The sequence below is a fragment of the Streptomyces sp. genome (genome assembly GCF_035645055.1).
GTDB lineage: Bacteria > Actinomycetota > Actinomycetes > Streptomycetales > Streptomycetaceae > Streptomyces.
In genome coordinates this window covers 219,653-235,282 of record NZ_DASQNH010000076.1, presented here as the reverse complement: position 1 = coordinate 235,282, position 15,630 = coordinate 219,653, and the positions used below count along the sequence as shown (strand labels likewise).

The following is a 15,630-nucleotide window of genomic DNA, read 5'->3' as shown; positions in this document are numbered from 1 at the left end:
ACGCGCGCGCCGCGTGGCGGCCCGGCCGGTGGCTCTTCCGTCACCCCGTCCCCTGCGCTGCCGTGCCCTAGCGAGGTGGTTTCCTATGGCAGCTGGTTCGCCTCATCACGCTGATCACGACCCCGCCCCGAGCGGGCGGGGATCCCGCGTCGGCCTGCTGCCGATGAGTGCCGTGGCCGTTCTGATCCTCGTCACGAGCCTGATGGGCCGGCAGGACACGCCGTCCGGTACGTCGTCCGACTCCCTCCCCGCGCCGCAGGACGTGATGGCGTCCGCCGCGTCGGCTCCGCCCGCCGGGCAGTCGGCCCGGAAGCATCTGCCGCGCTCGAAGCCCGTACGCCTGCTCATCCCGAAGATCTCGGTCGACGCCCCCTTCACGGAGCTGGCCATCGGCCCCAAGGGGCAGCTCGAAGCCCCGCCCGCCGACGACGTCAACCTGGTGGGCTGGCACGCCGACGGGCCGTCGCCGGGGGAGGCCGGTACGTCGGTCATCGCCGGGCACGTCGACACGGCGAAGTCTCCCGCCGTGTTCGTGAACCTCGGCGAGCTGAAGAAGGGCGACGTCTTCCACGTCAAACGAGCCGACAGGCGCAAGGCGTCCTTCGTGGTCGACAGCGTCGAGACGTTCGACAAGGACGACTTCCCCGACGACCGGGTGTACGCCGACACGCCCCAGGCCCAGGTCCGGCTCATCACCTGCGCGGGCGACTACGACCGTGCGGCGAAGGACTACACGGACAACCTCGTGGTCTTCGCCCACCTCATCTGAACCGGGCGGCTCAGCGCAGGGCGGCCGCCACGAGCCCGCGCGCGTCCCGCTCGCCGACGTCCCCGCCGTCGACCAGGCGGTCGAAGACCAGTCCGTCCACGCACGTCAGCAAGGGACGGTGCGTTCCTCGGGGTCCGGGACCCTGGGCGGCGAGGAAGCCGCGCACGGCCGCGCGCCCCGCGTTCTCGCGTGCCACGAGGACGTCCCGCAGCTCGGGACGGTGGACGGGCGGACGTGGTCCCGGACGGGAGGCCGGCCGCCCGGTCCACGGCGCGGTGGGTCAGCCTCCCATCCCCGTGTCGGCGAGCACGCTGATGACGTCATCTCTCGCATGCGGGACGGTGGCCCAGGTCTCGCTGCGTGGAACCGAGAGACCGGCCACTCCACGGGGGGACAGCCCCCGGCGACCGCCCGACAATGCGCTTGTCCGGGCCCGGACACCGCACTAGCGTGCCGAGGTGGATCTCTTCTCACACGCGTGGACGGCGTTGCGCACGGCCGTCGCCGGGCTCTCGGACGAGGATTTCGCGCAGCGGTCCGGCTGCACCGGCTGGCTGGTGCGGGACCTGGTGTGTCATCTGGTCATCGACGCGCAGGACGTCCTGATCACCCTCGTGACCCCCGCCGCGACGGAACCGACCCGCGACGCCGTGACCTACTGGCAGGTCTCCGAGACACCGCCGGCCGGTGACGACCCGCTCGACGCGCTCACCGTCCGGCTGGCCGCCGCCTACCAGGATCCGGGGCTGCTCAAGTTCCACCTCGACGACGTCGGCTCCGCCGCCGGCCGCGCCGCGGAACTCGCCGACCCGGCCCTACGGGTGAAGACCCAGGAGCAGGTCCTCACCGCGGGCGACTACCTCTCCGCGTACGTCCTGGAGTGGACACTGCACCACCTCGACCTCACCGCACACCTCCCGCACGTCGCGGGGCCGCCCGCGGAAGGGCTCGCCCGGTCCCGCGAGATGCTGGAGAAGATCGCCGGAACCGCGTTCCCCGCGTCCTTCTCCGACGGGACGGCGCTGCTGGTCGGCACCGGACGGCGCGCCCCGGCCGACACGGAGCGGGCCGAACTGGGTGAGCTGGCCGGGAGGATCCCCCTCGTCCTCGGCTGACGGGTCCGGCCGGCACACCCCGGTCTCCGCGTCCCCGACAGCTCCCCGACCGGTCCCGAGGCGCCATGCCCGCTGCTGAAGCTGAGCGCGATCCCCTCGACTGCGCCGACCCGCTCGTCCTGGCGGCCTTCTACCAGCAGGCCACCGGCCTCGCACCGCACCCGAAGTCGAACGCCGAGTTCGCCGGGCTCAACCCGCGCCGACGGACTCCGCGCTTCTTGGCCCGGTCGGCGCCCCGCTGGGCGAGCGACGCGGCCCGGAGAGTTCCCGCGACACCGGTGATCGCAATCGGTACGGCCGTCACGTCCATCCGAACACCCTGGACCGCGTCATGTGCCGGCCGGGCGGCAGCGATGACAACTCGCCGCCTCGGTCCCCGCGAGAGCCGATCCGTGGGAAAGGCCCTGGAGGAGCGACGAGACACCCCCTAGGACGACTCCCGCACCACCAGCTCCGTGGAAAGCGTCAGCCGCCGCGGGGACCGGTCGGCCCCGGTGATCTCGTCGAGGAGTATCCGCGCCATCGTCCGGCCGAGTTCCTCCACGGGCTGGCGGACCGTGGTCAGCGGCGGGTTGGTGTGACGGGCGAGGACGGAGTCCTCGAAACCGACGACGGCGACATCACCCGGCACCTGCCGTCCCTGGCGGCGCAGTTCGGCCAGGGCGCTGACGGCCATGAGGTCGGACGCGGCGAAGACGGCGTCCAGATCCGGCGCACGTTCAAGAAGCGAACGCATCGCCCTGCGACCGCCCTCCTCGGTGAAGTCGCCGACCTCCACCAGGGACGCGTCGGCGGCGACCCCGGCCTCGCGGTGGGCATCGTGCCAGCCGGCGAGCCGGCTGCGGCCGACGTCCATGTCGAGCGGCCCGGCGATGGTGGCGATCCGGCCCCGGCCGCGCTCCAGCAGATGCCGGACCGCCGCGGCGGCGCCCCCGGCGTTGTCGGAGGTGACGTGGCTCAGGCGTTCCCTTTCGTCACGCCGCCCGGCCAGCACGGTGGGCAGGCCCAGCTCCTCCAGCAGGCCGGGGAGCTGGTCGTGGGCGTGGACCGAGACCAGCAGCACTCCGTCGACCCGGCGGGTCGCCACCGACGCGGTGAGCTGGTCCCGCTCGGCCTGGTCGCGTACCAGCATCAGCTGGAGCTGGGTCCGGGTCTCGGAGAGCGCGCCGCTCACGCCGCGGATCAGGGCGGCGAAGAAGGGTTCCGAGCCGAGCCGGCTCTCCGACTCGGGGATGACCAGCGCGACGGCGTTGGTGCGGTTGGTGACCAGCCCGCGGGCGACCGAGTTGGGGACGTAGTTCAGCTCCTTGATCGCCGTCAGGACCCTGGCGCGCGCGTCGGCGCTGACGAGTTCCGAGCCGTTGATGACGCGGGAGACCGTCGTCCGCCCCACCCCGGCACGGGCGGCGACTGTTTTGATCGTGGGGCGGCGGGTCCCTGGCATGTGCTCCTCCCGGCGGCAACCGCGACGGCACCGGCCGCGGACGTGACCAGCGGCAATTGTGGCAGACCCGGGGGTGGGGAGAGCACCGGTCGGGCGTCGTGAGGCGAACGGCCGACTCCCCGTCCCGGCGTAAATTGTTTACAAGTCATTGACATGGCCGAGCGCTGCCATCAGTCTTCACTCCACTGGTGGGCACGTTCCCACCCCTTGGTGGGAACGTGCCCACCTACAAAAGCCACCTGTCGTAGTCCTCGGCGTACTCCCCGCACCCCACGCTCCGGTGCGTCCGCGCCGCCCCTTGGAGGAACACACCATGGCAACCCCGCACAGCTCATCGCGCAGAAGAACCGTCGCGGTCCTGGCGACCGCCGGGGCGCTCTCCCTCGCCGTCGGCTGCGGTGGCGAGGACGACTCCGCGACGGGCGGTGGCAAGAAGGACGGCAAGGTCGTCATCACCATGGGCATGTACGGGGTGATGGGCTTCGAGGAGACCGGCCTGCTGGAGCAGTACGAGAAGGAGAACCCGAACGTAGACATCAGGGCCGAGATAGCCGGCGACGAGCAGACGTACTACACGGCACTCCAGACCAGACTCGCCGCCGGCAAGGGCCTGAAGGACATCCAGGGCATCGAGATCGGCCGCGCCAAGGAGATCGTCGACACCCAGGCCGACAAGTTCGCCGACTTCTCCGACGTGCCGGGCACCGACCACTTCCTGCCGTGGAAGCAGTCCCAGATCACCACCGAGGACGGCAAGGTGCTGGGCCTCGGCACCGACATCGGCCCGATGGCCGTCTGCTACCGCAAGGACTACTTCGAGCAGGCCGGCCTGCCCACCGACCGCGAGGAGGTCGCCAGGCTGTGGGAGGGCGACTGGAAGAAGTACGTCGAGGTCGGCCGCACCTTCGAGAAGGACTTCAAGGGTGGTGACGTGGCGTACATGGACGCGGCCAGCGGCCTGTTCAACGCCATGGTCTACGGCTATCCCGAGCAGTACTACAACGCCGAGGGCGACCTGATCTACGACAAGAACCCGGCCGTGAAGGAGGCCTGGAACCTCGCCGCCGACGCGGCCGAGGCCGGTCTGACCGCCAAGCTCCGCCAGTTCCAGCCGGGTTGGGACCCGGGCCTGGCCAACGGCACGTTCGCCACCGCCGTCTGCCCGGCCTGGATGCTCGGCCACATCGGCGAGAAGGCCGGCGAGGCCAACAAGGGCAAGTGGGACGTCGCCAAGGCGCCCAAGGGCGCCAACTGGGGCGGCTCCTTCCTCGGCGTGGTCGAGCGGAGCCCGGTCAAGGAGGAGGCCAAGAAGCTCGTCGCCTGGCTGACCGCTCCGGAGCAGCAGGCCCACATCTTCAAGAAGCAGGGCAGCGTCCCGTCCTCGCAGCAGGCGCTGGAGAGCCCCGAGGTGAAGGAGGTCACCTCGGAGTACTTCGACAACGCCCCGATCGGCGAGATCTTCGGCGCCGCCGCCCAGGAGATCCCGGACAAGCAGGTCCTCGGCCGCAAGGACGGCACGATCAAGGACACCTTCTCCCAGGGGCTGACCCTGATCGAGCAGCAGGGCACCGCACGCGACGAGGCCTGGGAGACCACCGCGGAGCGCATCGAGAAGGCGGTCGGCTGACCGTCGCCCGCACCGGCCGCCCGGGCCCGCGTCCGCCGACGGGCCCGGGCCCCCGGCCCATCCGTACGCTTCCAGGAAGGAACCCCTGCGGTGGCCACCTCCACCACCCGCCCCCGGCGCCGCGGCGCGCTGCTGCACCGCGTCGACGTCAAAGGCGCGCCCTACGCGTTCGTCGCGCCGTTCTTCATCGTCTTCGCCGCCTTCAGCTTCTACCCCCTCGTCTACACGTCGTGGATCTCCCTGCACCGGGTCGAACTGGCCACCCTGGACGTCATGGAGTGGGTGGCGTTCGACAACTACGCCGAGCTGTGGAACGACTCCCGGTTCTGGAACGCGCTGGGGAACACCATCACCATCGGGGTCATCTCCACGGTGCCGCAGCTGCTGATGGCACTCGGCCTCGCCCATCTGCTCAACTACCGGATGCGCGGCTCGCTGTTCTTCCGCGTCGCCTCGCTCGTGCCGTACGCCACCTCGGTCGGCGCCGCGGCCCTCGTCTTCACCATGCTCTTCGAGCGCGACTTCGGCATGATCAACTGGGCACTCGGCTCGGTCGGCCTGGACCCGGTGGACTGGGAGGCCGACAAGTGGCCCGCCCAGATCGCGATCTCCACCATCGTCATCTGGCGCTGGACCGGCTACAACGCGCTCCTGTACCTGGCCGCCATGCAGGCCATCCCCGCCGACCGCTACGAGGCCGCCGCCATCGACGGCGCCTCCCGCTGGAAGCAGTTCACCCACGTCACCGTGCCGGGGATCCGCTCCACCATCGTCTTCACCATCGTGCTCTCCACCATCGGCGCCACCCAGCTCTTCGGTGAGCCGCTGATCTTCGGCCAGGGGCCCAACGGGGTCTCCGGCGGCGCCGACAACCAGTACCAGACGCTCGGCCTGCTGCTGTACGAGGAGGGCTGGAAGAACTACCAGATGGGCCGCTCGGCGACCGTCGCCTGGGCGATGTTCCTGCTGCTCGTCCTCGTCTTCGTGGCACAGCGCCTGATCCGGCGGCTGCGCTCGGCCCGTACGTCCTGACCAGGAGCCCGCCATGACCACCGAAAGCCTCCCGGTCCGGACGGACGCCCCCGCCCGGACCCCCGCCAGGAAGAGCACCGTCCGCGGTGGCCGCCGGCTGCTGCGCCAGGGCGCCGGACGCCAGCACCACGCCGGCCCGCTCGCCTACGTCCTGCTCGCCGTCACGGCGATCCTGTCCATCTTCCCGCTCTACTGGACGATGGTGGCGGCCTCCACCGACAACACCCGCGTCAGCCAGACCCCGCCGCCCTTCCTGCCCGGCCCGAACCTGTTCGGCAACCTCGCCCGCGCCTGGGACGAGGCGGCGATGGGCAAAGCCATGATCAACAGCACCATCGTGGCCGGGGTCATCGCCCTGTCCACGGTGATGTTCGCGACGCTCGCCGGATTCGCCTTCGCCAAACTCCGCTTCAAGGGCCGCAACGTCCTGCTCATGCTGGTGATCGGCACGATGATGGTGCCGCCGCAGCTCGGTGTCGTCCCGCTGTTCATGATGATGTCCGAGCTGGGCTGGTCGCAGCAGCTGCCCGCGGTCATCTTCCCGACGCTGGTGAGCGCGGTCGGCGTCTTCTTCATGCGCCAGTACCTGTCCGAGGCGCTGCCGGACGAGCTGGTCGAGGCCGGCCGGGTGGACGGCGCGCACTCGCTGCGCGTCTTCTGGAGCATCGTGCTGCCGGTCGCCCGCCCCGCGATGGCGGTCCTGTTCATGATCACGTTCGTGCACGCCTGGAACGACTTCTTCTGGCCGTTCGTGGTGCTCGACATGACCAACCCGACTGTCCCCGTCGCCCTCACCCAGCTCAGCGCCGGCTACATCCGCGACCAGTCCCTGATCATGGCGGGCGCGCTCCTCGGCACCCTGCCCCTGCTGGCCATGTTCCTCGTCTTCGGCCGGCAGATCGTCAGCGGCATCATGCAGGGCGCCGTCAAGGGCTGACCCCCGTCCCCCCCCACACCCCTCCTCACCGAAAGGACCTCCGTGGCCACCGCAGCACAGCAGCAGACCGCGTCCGCCCCGGACGCCTCCCGCACCTTCCCGAGAGGCTTCCTCTGGGGCACCGCGACCGCCGCGTACCAGATCGAGGGGGCCGCCGGCGAGGACGGCCGCACCCCGTCCATCTGGGACACCTACGCCCGCACCCCCGGCCGGGTACGCAACGGCGACACCGGTGACATCGCCACCGACCACTACCACCGCTGGCGCGAGGACGTCGCCCTCATGGCCGAACTCGGCGTCGGCGCCTACCGCTTCTCCCTCGCCTGGCCGCGTATCCAGCCCACCGGCCGGGGCCCCGCCGTGCAGAAGGGCCTCGACTTCTACCGGCGTCTCGTCGACGCGCTGCTGGACAGGGGCATCCAGCCCGTCGCCACCCTCTACCACTGGGATCTGCCGCAGGAGCTGGAGGACGCGGGCGGCTGGCCGGAACGCGCCACCGCCGAGCGGTTCGCCGAGTACGCCGCCCTGGCCGCCGACGCCCTCGGCGACCGGGTGCGGACCTGGACCACGCTCAACGAGCCCTGGTGCAGCGCCTTCCTCGGCTACGGCTCCGGCGTGCACGCCCCCGGCCGCACCGACCCGGTCGCCGCCCTGCGCGCCGCCCACCATCTCAACCTCGGCCACGGTCTGGCCGTACAGGCCCTGCGCGACCGGCTCCGCGCGGACGCCCGCTGCTCGGTCACCCTCAACATCCACCACGTCCGCCCGCGCACCGGCAGTGACGCCGACACCGACGCCGCCCGCCGGATCGACGCGCTCGCCAACCGGGTCTTCACCGGCCCGATGCTGCGCGGCGCCTATCCGGAGGACCTGTTCAAGGACACCGCCGCCCTGACCGACTGGTCGTTCGTCCGCGACGGCGACCTGGCGACGGCCCACCAGCCGCTGGACTTCCTCGGCGTCAACTACTACTCGCCCACCCTCGTCTCACGGGCCGACGGCAGTGGCACCCACACCTCCGACGGGCACGGCAGGAGCGCGTACAGCCCCTGGCCGGGCGCCGACGAGGTCGCCTTCCACCAGCCCCCGGGCGACACCACCGCCATGGGCTGGGCCATCGACCCGAGCGGCCTGTACGAGCTGCTGCGGAGGCTGTCCTCCGACTTCCCGCACCTGCCGCTGATCATCACCGAGAACGGCGCGGCCTTCCACGACTACGCCGACCCGGAGGGCCACGTCGACGACCCGGAGCGGATCGACTACCTCCGCGGCCACCTGGCCGCCGTCCACGACGCGATCAGGGACGGCGCGGACGTACGCGGCTACTTCCTCTGGTCGCTGCTGGACAACTTCGAATGGGCCCACGGCTACAGCAAGCGCTTCGGCGCCGTGTACGTGGACTACCCGACCGGCACCCGCATCCCCAAGGCGAGCGCCCGCTGGTACTCCCGTGTGGCCCGCACCGGCGTCCTCCCCGGCGCCTGACCCGGCGGACAACGCTCAGGAGACGGCCCGGGGGAGCCGGAGGCCCTCCCAGAGCCCGCGCGTCGCAGCGCCGGGGTCGTCGTGCACGGCGGGCGCGCCGTCACCCAGCCGCATCACCGACCGCCGCCCGCCGTACGCCGGCCAGTGCGGCAGCGCGCCTCCGAACGCCCCGCCACCGCCGGGCCGGCCGGTGCGGGCGAAGGAGACCCATGCCCGGCGCATACGGTCGGACAGTTCCGGTGGGGCGCCGGAGCCGACGAGCGGGCCGGTGAGATTGCCGAAGACGAAGCCCACGTCGGCGAGATGGCAGGCACCGAGGGCACCGTCCAGCGCGGGTGACGGCCACGCGAACTCGTACACGAAGGTGTCCGCTCCGCGCGCGGCACGGGCCTCGGCCACGCGCAGGGCGGGAATCCGGTAGGCGTGGTCCGACATCACGGCGGAGAACAGATCGCCGGGGGAGGCGCCGGGGTTCGCCGCGCCGTAGACCGCGCGGGCCCGGACGGGGTCGAGGCCGAGCCCGGCGAGGAGACCGTGCAGGACCTCGTCCGTGATGCGCGGTGCGATGCCCAACGGGACGAGGAACAGGCGGAACTCCTCCGTCGTCGCACCGGTGAGGAGATCGATGCCGCCGCCGGCCCCGTCGGCGATGGCGTCGATCGGCCGCCGGGGGAGTGTGGTGCCGTCCACCACGGGCAGCACGGTGGTGCCGCCGCCCGCCGACTCGCCCCACTGACCGGGGTCCTCCGCCCGCGCGATCTCCATGCCGAGGGCGCGGTCGGCGGAGATCAGCCGCTCGGGCGGTACGGCGGCCAGCCCCTCGCGCGTCGGCTCCGCGCCGGCCAGCGCGGCCAGCCGCTCGGTCACGCGCCGGGCGATCTCCTCGGGGTGGCTGTGGTGCCCGGCGCCGCTCTGGGTGATGGCACGGCGGAACAGGCCCCGGGCCTGCGGCATGGTCATCAGGGCGGTGATGCTGATGGCACCCGCGGACTGGCCGAAGACGGTGACGTCGTCGGGGTCGCCGCCGAAGCCGGCGATGTTGTCGCGGACCCACTCCAGGGCGGCGATCTGGTCCAGCAGACCGAGGTTGGCCGTACCGTCGGGCAGCAGCAGGAAGCCCTCGGCGCCGAGCCGGTAGTTGAGGGTGACGCACACGACGCCTTCGGCGGCCAGCCGCGCACCGTCGTAGGCGGGCAGCGAGCCGGAGCCGTTGCGGAACGCGCCCCCGTGGATCCACACCATGACCGGCAGCCGGCCTCCGGTGCGGCCCGGGGCGGGCGTCCACACATTGACCCTGAGACAGTCCTCCCCCTGCTCGCCGGCCTCCCCCAGCAGCGCGGCCATGGCGGGGAGGTAGCCGGGCTGGGGCGCGGCCGGACCGTGGGCGAACGCGTCGCGTACGCCCGCCCACGGCTCCGGCGGCTCCGGCGGTCGCAGGCGCCGCGGCCCGAACGGCGGGGCCGCGTAGGGGATCCCGGCGAACACCGTGACCTCGCCCGTCCGGCGTCCGCGTACCTGGCCTGCAGTGGTGGGCACGGTGACGTGCATGGATGAGCCTCACAACCTGGTCGATCTTCCGAGCCTCATCCTCACCACGCCCACCGGCGCGGAGCAACTCGTTTGTCCCTGGTCAGCCTTGGACGACCGGCGCCTGGAGCTCCGTCACCCAGTCGTCACGGTTCTCCGGGCACTCCAGGTTCACCTCGCGGGGATACCCCGTCGTCCGGTACCCGTTGGCGTCGATCCAGTGGGCCAGCGTCTGGGCCGTCGGCAGGACGGCGTCCATCGAGCCGCGGTGCACGACCGTCGCCGCCCGGTCGACGGCCGGGAGGTCGAGAACCCGGAAGTCGCCGTCCCGTAGCGGGGCGGAGACCCGGACCGCGGCGTGGACCCGGATCCTGCCGCCTCCCTCCGGGGCGTCCTCGTAGTAGGCGACGCCGGGTCCCGTGGGCGTGACACCGGCCGCCTCCAGAAGCCGGAACAGCTCCTCGTAGAGCGGGCCGATGACCGGGCCGATGTGCTCCGGCTCGTAGCTCTCGGCGGTCGCGGTCAGCTCGGCCACCCGGACGGCCGGGACGCTCTTGATGACGACATCGTTCGTGGGCATGTGCCCCTCGCTCTCGATCGCTCGGAGCCTCGCCTCGACCTGGACCAGCCGCGCCCGCGCGGCGGCCACGGCCGTCTCCAGTTCGGCCCGGCGCAGCCGCAGCATTCCCCGCAGCTCCTCGGCGCTGACCTTCTCGTCCAGGATGTCCCCGACCTGCTGAAGGGTGAAGCCGAGGTCCTTGAGGGCGATGACCCGGTTGAGGCGGGCCAGCTGGGCGGCGGTGTAGTAGCGGTAGCCGCTGGCGGGATCGACATGGGCCGGGCGCAGCAGCCCGGTCGCGTCGTAGTGACGCAGCATCCGGACCGAGACGCGACCGTGGCGGGCGAAGTCTCCGATGGTCAACATGATGTCTCCGAGCTGACCGCCTGACACGGTGTGAGGGTCAAGAACGGTTCGCCCGCCGCGGGGAATGTCGTTGCGGCAGAGCCCCGGTCCGCCCTGCGCGCCGCCCAGTCGTGGACGGACGGCGCGGCCGGCCTCACGCAGACTGATCAGGCTGTTCGGTGACCGCGGGCTGCTGGGGCTCCGGTGCGGACGGGTCGGCGGCGGTGTAGTAGACCGAGCTGCCCTGCTTGGACCGCTGTGCCTGGCCCTTCGCCACGAGCCCTTCGAGCGTGGTGCGCACGACGGCGGTCTTGACGTTCCGCTCGGGGTGGGACTGGCCGAGCGCGGTGGCGACCTCGGCGGCCGAGCGGGGCTCGCTCACGTCGGTGAGGTGGCCGCGGACCAGGTCGACGAGGGTGGGCTGGTCCGGCTTCCGGCCGGTGGCCGGGGCCTTGCGGGTGGCCTGCTTGGCCGCCTTGGCACCGGCGGGCGCGGCAGTGGTCTTCTTGCCTCGCGTCCGCTTGGTCTTCGTGGAGGCGGAAGCGGAGGCGGAGGCGGAGGTGGAGGCCTTCTTGCGGGGAGCGGGCACGGTGGCCGCGTCGGACGCCGGCTCGGTCTCGGCGGGGGCCGGCGCGAGACCGAGCGCCCGCTGCATGGTCACCAGCACGGCGTGGTCGCGCTGCAGCACGGCCAGCTGTTCCTGAAGGGCGTCGATTTCCGCGCTGATGCGCTTCTGTTCCTCGGTGTTGCGTTCGAGGTCGGTCGTTACCTGGGCGGCGTACTGCGACGCCAGGTCGCTGGGTGCCGTGGTGTTCTCGGGCATGACGGTTGAACCTTTCCTCGGCTGCGGCAGTGCCTGCCCGCACAGGCGGGTAGCGCCGAGAGCGTCTCTCGACGCGCTGGTGGCCAGTTGGCCGCACATGCTGCCATGCAGCGTGAGATAGCGATAGTACGGCCAGATCCTGTACGTCGCCGGGCCGCCGAGCCGACGTAACCCTTCAGTGTCCGTGTCCGACGTTGTGCCGCTCGCACCATGGCAGGCACCCGACTTTCCTTCTCTCACAGAAGAGAAACCGGCTCAGCCGGCGGCGGCACCGAACCACCGGGCCAGGCCGCCTTCCAGGCCCCGCTGCTCCTCACCGACCCACGCCACATGGCCGTCCGGCCGCAACAGCACCGCGGGCACGTCCAGTTCGTCGCTCATGTCGACGACATGGTCGACCCGGTCCGACCAGCCCGTCACCGAAAGCCGTCCGGTCCGGTCGAGCAGCAGCCCGCGGCCGCCGTGCATCAGCTCGTAGAGGCGACCCCGCTTCAGTGCTACGTCCCGCAGCCGCCGGCCGAGCAAGTCATGGCCCTCGCCGAAGTCGTAGCGCACCCCGACCGCGGTGATCACCTCGGTCACGTAGCGGTTCACCTCCTCGAAGTCCAGCAGCTTCGAGAACAGTTCCCGCAACGCCGTCGACCTGGGGTCGTCGCTCATCAGCGCCATCTGGGCGCGGGTGTGGGACAGCACCTGCGCGCCCACCGGATGCCGTTCGGCGTGATAGGTGTCCAGCAGTCCCTCCGGGGCCCACCCGTTGACCTCGGCGGCCAGCTTCCAGCCGAGGTTGAACGCGTCCTGGACACCGAGGTTGAGCCCCTGCCCGCCGGCCGGCGGGTGGATGTGGGCCGCGTCGCCGGCCAGCAGCACCCGGTCGACCCGGTAGCGCTCGGCCTGCCGGGTGGCGTCACCGAACCGGGACAGCCAACGCGGCGAGTGCACTCCGAAGTCGGTGCCGGCGTAGGCCCTCAGCTGCCACTTGAAGTCCTCCAGCGTCGGCACGGCCGCCCGGTCCTCGCTCACTCCCTCGGCGGGTACGACGATGCGGTACACCCCCTTGTTCCCGTCCACGTCGGGAACGGCACCGAACCGCAGCTGGGTCTCGCGGACCTCCGCGACGACGGCGGCGATCGTCGCCGCGTCCTCGGTCACCTCCATGTCCCCGAGCAGCGTCTCGACCTCGGCGGGCTCACCGGGAAAGCCGACGCCGAGCAGCTTGCGCACCGTACTGCGGCCGCCGTCGCAGCCGACGAGGTAGCGGGAGCGCAGCCGCGTGCCGTCGGCGAGTTCGGCGGTCACCCCGCGCTCGTCCTGGTTCAGCCCGGTCAGTTCGCTGCCGCGCCGGATCTCGGCGCCGAGCTCGACGGCACGCCCGGCGAGCAGCCGCTCGGTGTCGATCTGCGCGGTCGCGAGACCGTAGGGGTGCGCGGTGTCCAGCCGGTCGGGCCACGGCTTGGCCACGCCGGCGAAGAGACTGCCGACCTTGAACCGCTCGCTGACCGCGAGGAACCGGTCGAGCAGTCCTCGCTGGTCCATCACTTCGACGCTGCGCGTGTGCAGGCCCCGCCCCCGGGACTGCCGGGTCGGCTCCGCCAGCTTCTCCAGCACGAGCGTGCGCACACCGTGCAGCCGCAACTCGCAGGCCAGCATGAGTCCGGTCGGTCCACCACCGACAATGATCACGTCAGTCACGACAATCCCATTTCTGCAGGTCCTGGCTCAGGCCGGTGATTCTGCGGCATCGATGGGGCCTTGCCGCAAGCCCCCGGTGCGCTATACGTTGAGAGTGGCAAGGAGTCCGTACGCGACCTCCTTGCCTTGTTTTTTGTCTCTCGCGCGCACCACTCCGGCTCATTGCCCGTGCGCATCACCCGCGCCGTCACCCGAGTTCATTACCTGCGGGGTAATCGACCCCTGCTCCCGCGTCGCGCAGGATCGTCCGTGTACCCCTGGATCGGTCCGCAGCAGCGAGGAGAGCGTCATGTCCGTGAATTCCACCGCCGCCGAGGCGATGTCGTCAGCCCCTGAGCGAGCGGTCGCCGACGCCACTCGGGCCGTCGTGGGGGAGTTCCTCGCGGCCCGGCTGGCCGGGGACACCGCGAGACTCGCCGAACTGTTCGCGGACGAGGTCGACTGGCAGCTCGCCGAGAACCCCGGCGTGCCGTGGATACGCCCGCGGTCCACCGCCGCGGAGTGCGCCGCACAGTCGGACGAGTTGATGGCGCACACCGTGCCCGAGGACGCGCGCGCCTGCGTCGAGACGTTCCTCGTCGACGGCACCGACGCCGTCCTGATGGGCCACGTGTCGGGCACCGTACGGGCGACGGGGAAGTCTTTCGAAGGCCCGTTCGCGCTGCGCCTCACCGTCGAGAACGGCCGGATCACCCGGCACCACCTCTACGAGAACAGCCTGTCGATCGCCGAGGCCTGCGCCCCGTAGAGGCCGGAGAGCGACGAGCGCCGCCCGCCGCCCCCGGTCATCGGCGTGGGGCAAGCGGGCGGATCGCATGGCGGCGTGCTCAGGTGTCGGCCGTGCGAAGGGCGGCCGCTCAGTGCTTCGGGGCCTCCACCGAGGGAGCCGAACCCGGCAGCGGACGACCGGCCGACTCGGCCATGCGCCACACCGCGAAACCGCCGATCACGGCAGCGGCCATCATGTAGTACGCGGGCATCATCATGTTGCCGGTCGCACCGATCAGAGCCGTCACCACCAGCGGGGTCGTGCCGCCGAACAGGGAGACGGACACATTGAAGCCGATCGACAGGGAGCCGTAGCGGACCCGGGTCGGGAACAGTGCCGGGAGCGCCGCGGGCATGGCCGCGGTGAAGCAGACCAGCAGCAGACCCAGTGCGCCCATGCCCAGGCCGACGGCGGCCAGACTGCCGTCCCGGATCAGCAGCAGCGCGGGGATGGACAGGAACAGAAAGCCGGCGCAGCCCGCCGCGATCACCGGGCGGCGTCCGACCCGGTCGGTCAGCGCGCCCACGAACGGCTGGGCGATCATCATCAGCGCCATCACGGCGAGGACCACGAGCAGCCCGTGCGTCGCGTCGTAGTGCAGCTCACTGGTCAGATAGCTGGGCATGTACGACAGCAGCATGTAGTCGGTCACGTTGAAGACCAGCACCAGGCCGACGCAGAGCAGCAGCGCCCGCCACTGGCCGGTGATCATCTCCCGCAGCGGCACCTCGGGCCGGGCGGCCTCCGCCTTCTCGACCTCGGCCGCGAAGGCCGGGGTCTCCTCCAGGCGCATCCGCAGGTAGAGGCCGATCATGCCCATGGGCCCCGCGATCAGGAACGGCAGACGCCAGCCCCACGACACCAGGTCGTCGGCCGACAGGACGGCCGTCAGCAACGTCACCAGTCCCGCCCCGCCGATGTACCCGGCGAGCGTGCCGAACTCCAGCCAGCTGCCGAGGAAGCCACGCCGCTTGTCGGGGGCGTACTCGGCGATGAATGTGGAAGCCCCCGCGTACTCGCCGCCGGTGGAGAAGCCCTGGACCAGCCGGGCCGCCAGCAGCAGGACGGGCGCGCCGACGCCGATCGCCGCGTAGGACGGGATCAGGCCGATGGCGAAGGTGCCGGCCGCCATCATGATCATGGTCAGCGCGAGGACCTTCTGCCGGCCGACGCGGTCGCCGAGCGGCCCGAAGACCATGCCGCCCAGCGGACGGACCAGGAAGGCCGCGGCGAAGGCGCCGAATGTGGACAGCAGCTGGGCGGTGGGGTTGCCCGAGGGGAAGAAGACCTTGCCGAGCGTGACCGCGATGTAGCTGTAGACACCGAAGTCGAACCATTCCATGGCGTTGCCCAGCGCTGCCGCCTTCACGGCGCGCCGGACGAGCGCGGGGTCGGTGACCGTGGCCTCGGGGGTGCGCGCGGGGCGGGTCTGCGATGCGGACGGGGGAGCGGCGACTGTGACAGTCGACAAGAGTTCGCTCGCCTACCTTTCGACGGGAACAGGGA

General features: G+C 71.5%; 14 protein-coding genes. 7 read left to right on the top strand and 7 right to left on the bottom strand.

Annotated features, from left to right (window positions below; all coding sequences use genetic code 11):
- Window positions 1–85: 85 nt before the first annotated feature.
- Complete coding sequence (locus VE614_RS25160) at window positions 86–769, top strand: class F sortase (protein ID WP_414719645.1); 684 nt, start codon at window positions 86–88, stop codon at window positions 767–769.
- Between the two features lie 10 nt (window positions 770–779).
- Here the strand turns inward: VE614_RS25160 and VE614_RS25155 are convergent, their stop codons facing one another.
- Window positions 780–965 (bottom strand): hypothetical protein, encoded by a 186-nt coding sequence (locus tag VE614_RS25155; RefSeq protein ID WP_414719644.1) that lies wholly within the window; start codon window positions 963–965, stop codon window positions 780–782.
- A 262-nt stretch (window positions 966–1,227) separates the two neighbouring features.
- Here VE614_RS25155 and VE614_RS25150 point away from each other — a divergent pair, with 262 nt between their 5' ends.
- On the top strand, window positions 1,228–1,884 hold the full coding sequence (locus VE614_RS25150) for a maleylpyruvate isomerase N-terminal domain-containing protein (protein WP_324941440.1): 657 nt from the start codon (window positions 1,228–1,230) through the stop codon (window positions 1,882–1,884).
- 427 nt (window positions 1,885–2,311) lie between these two features.
- On the opposite strand, the gene VE614_RS25145 is transcribed toward VE614_RS25150, so the two are convergent.
- Window positions 2,312–3,328, bottom strand: coding sequence for a LacI family DNA-binding transcriptional regulator (locus tag VE614_RS25145; RefSeq protein WP_324941437.1), 1,017 nt, complete (start codon window positions 3,326–3,328; stop codon window positions 2,312–2,314).
- A 313-nt stretch (window positions 3,329–3,641) separates the two neighbouring features.
- On the opposite strand from VE614_RS25145, the gene VE614_RS25140 reads away from it, so the two are divergent.
- The 4 genes from VE614_RS25140 (at window position 3,642) to VE614_RS25125 (ending at window position 8,409) form a co-directional block, all read left to right on the top strand.
- Complete coding sequence (locus tag VE614_RS25140) at window positions 3,642–4,955, top strand: ABC transporter substrate-binding protein (protein ID WP_324941434.1); 1,314 nt, start codon at window positions 3,642–3,644, stop codon at window positions 4,953–4,955.
- Between the two features lie 90 nt (window positions 4,956–5,045).
- Window positions 5,046–5,987 (top strand): sugar ABC transporter permease, encoded by a 942-nt coding sequence (locus VE614_RS25135; RefSeq protein WP_324941431.1) that lies wholly within the window; start codon window positions 5,046–5,048, stop codon window positions 5,985–5,987.
- 13 nt (window positions 5,988–6,000) lie between these two features.
- The gene (locus VE614_RS25130; protein WP_324941429.1) at window positions 6,001–6,924 is read left to right on the top strand and encodes a carbohydrate ABC transporter permease; all 924 of its coding nucleotides are present in this window, start codon (window positions 6,001–6,003) and stop codon (window positions 6,922–6,924) included.
- Window positions 6,925–6,966: 42 nt separating this feature from the next.
- Window positions 6,967–8,409 carry a GH1 family beta-glucosidase gene (locus VE614_RS25125; RefSeq protein WP_324941426.1) on the top strand — a complete coding sequence of 481 codons (1,443 nt, stop codon included), beginning with the start codon at window positions 6,967–6,969 and terminating at the stop codon, window positions 8,407–8,409.
- Window positions 8,410–8,424: 15 nt separating this feature from the next.
- Here VE614_RS25125 and VE614_RS25120 read toward each other — a convergent pair whose 3' ends face one another.
- The 4 genes from VE614_RS25120 to rox all read right to left on the bottom strand — a co-directional run bounded on the left by VE614_RS25120 (window position 8,425) and on the right by rox (window position 13,355).
- A complete protein-coding gene (locus VE614_RS25120) occupies window positions 8,425–9,945 on the bottom strand; it encodes a carboxylesterase/lipase family protein (RefSeq protein ID WP_324941423.1) in 1,521 nt (506 codons plus the stop codon).
- Window positions 9,946–10,039: 94 nt separating this feature from the next.
- Complete coding sequence (locus VE614_RS25115; RefSeq protein ID WP_324941420.1) at window positions 10,040–10,861, bottom strand: MerR family transcriptional regulator; 822 nt, start codon at window positions 10,859–10,861, stop codon at window positions 10,040–10,042.
- 133 nt (window positions 10,862–10,994) lie between these two features.
- A complete protein-coding gene (locus tag VE614_RS25110) occupies window positions 10,995–11,663 on the bottom strand; it encodes a hypothetical protein (protein WP_324941416.1) in 669 nt (222 codons plus the stop codon).
- Between the two features lie 255 nt (window positions 11,664–11,918).
- Complete coding sequence (rox, locus tag VE614_RS25105) at window positions 11,919–13,355, bottom strand: rifampin monooxygenase (RefSeq protein ID WP_324941414.1); 1,437 nt, start codon at window positions 13,353–13,355, stop codon at window positions 11,919–11,921.
- A gap of 289 nt (window positions 13,356–13,644) precedes the next feature.
- Here rox and VE614_RS25100 point away from each other — a divergent pair, with 289 nt between their 5' ends.
- On the top strand, window positions 13,645–14,103 hold the full coding sequence (locus VE614_RS25100; RefSeq protein WP_324941411.1) for a nuclear transport factor 2 family protein: 459 nt from the start codon (window positions 13,645–13,647) through the stop codon (window positions 14,101–14,103).
- 109 nt (window positions 14,104–14,212) lie between these two features.
- Here the strand turns inward: VE614_RS25100 and proP are convergent, their stop codons facing one another.
- Complete coding sequence (proP, locus tag VE614_RS25095; RefSeq protein ID WP_324941409.1) at window positions 14,213–15,595, bottom strand: glycine betaine/L-proline transporter ProP; 1,383 nt, start codon at window positions 15,593–15,595, stop codon at window positions 14,213–14,215.
- Window positions 15,596–15,630 lie beyond the last annotated feature (35 nt).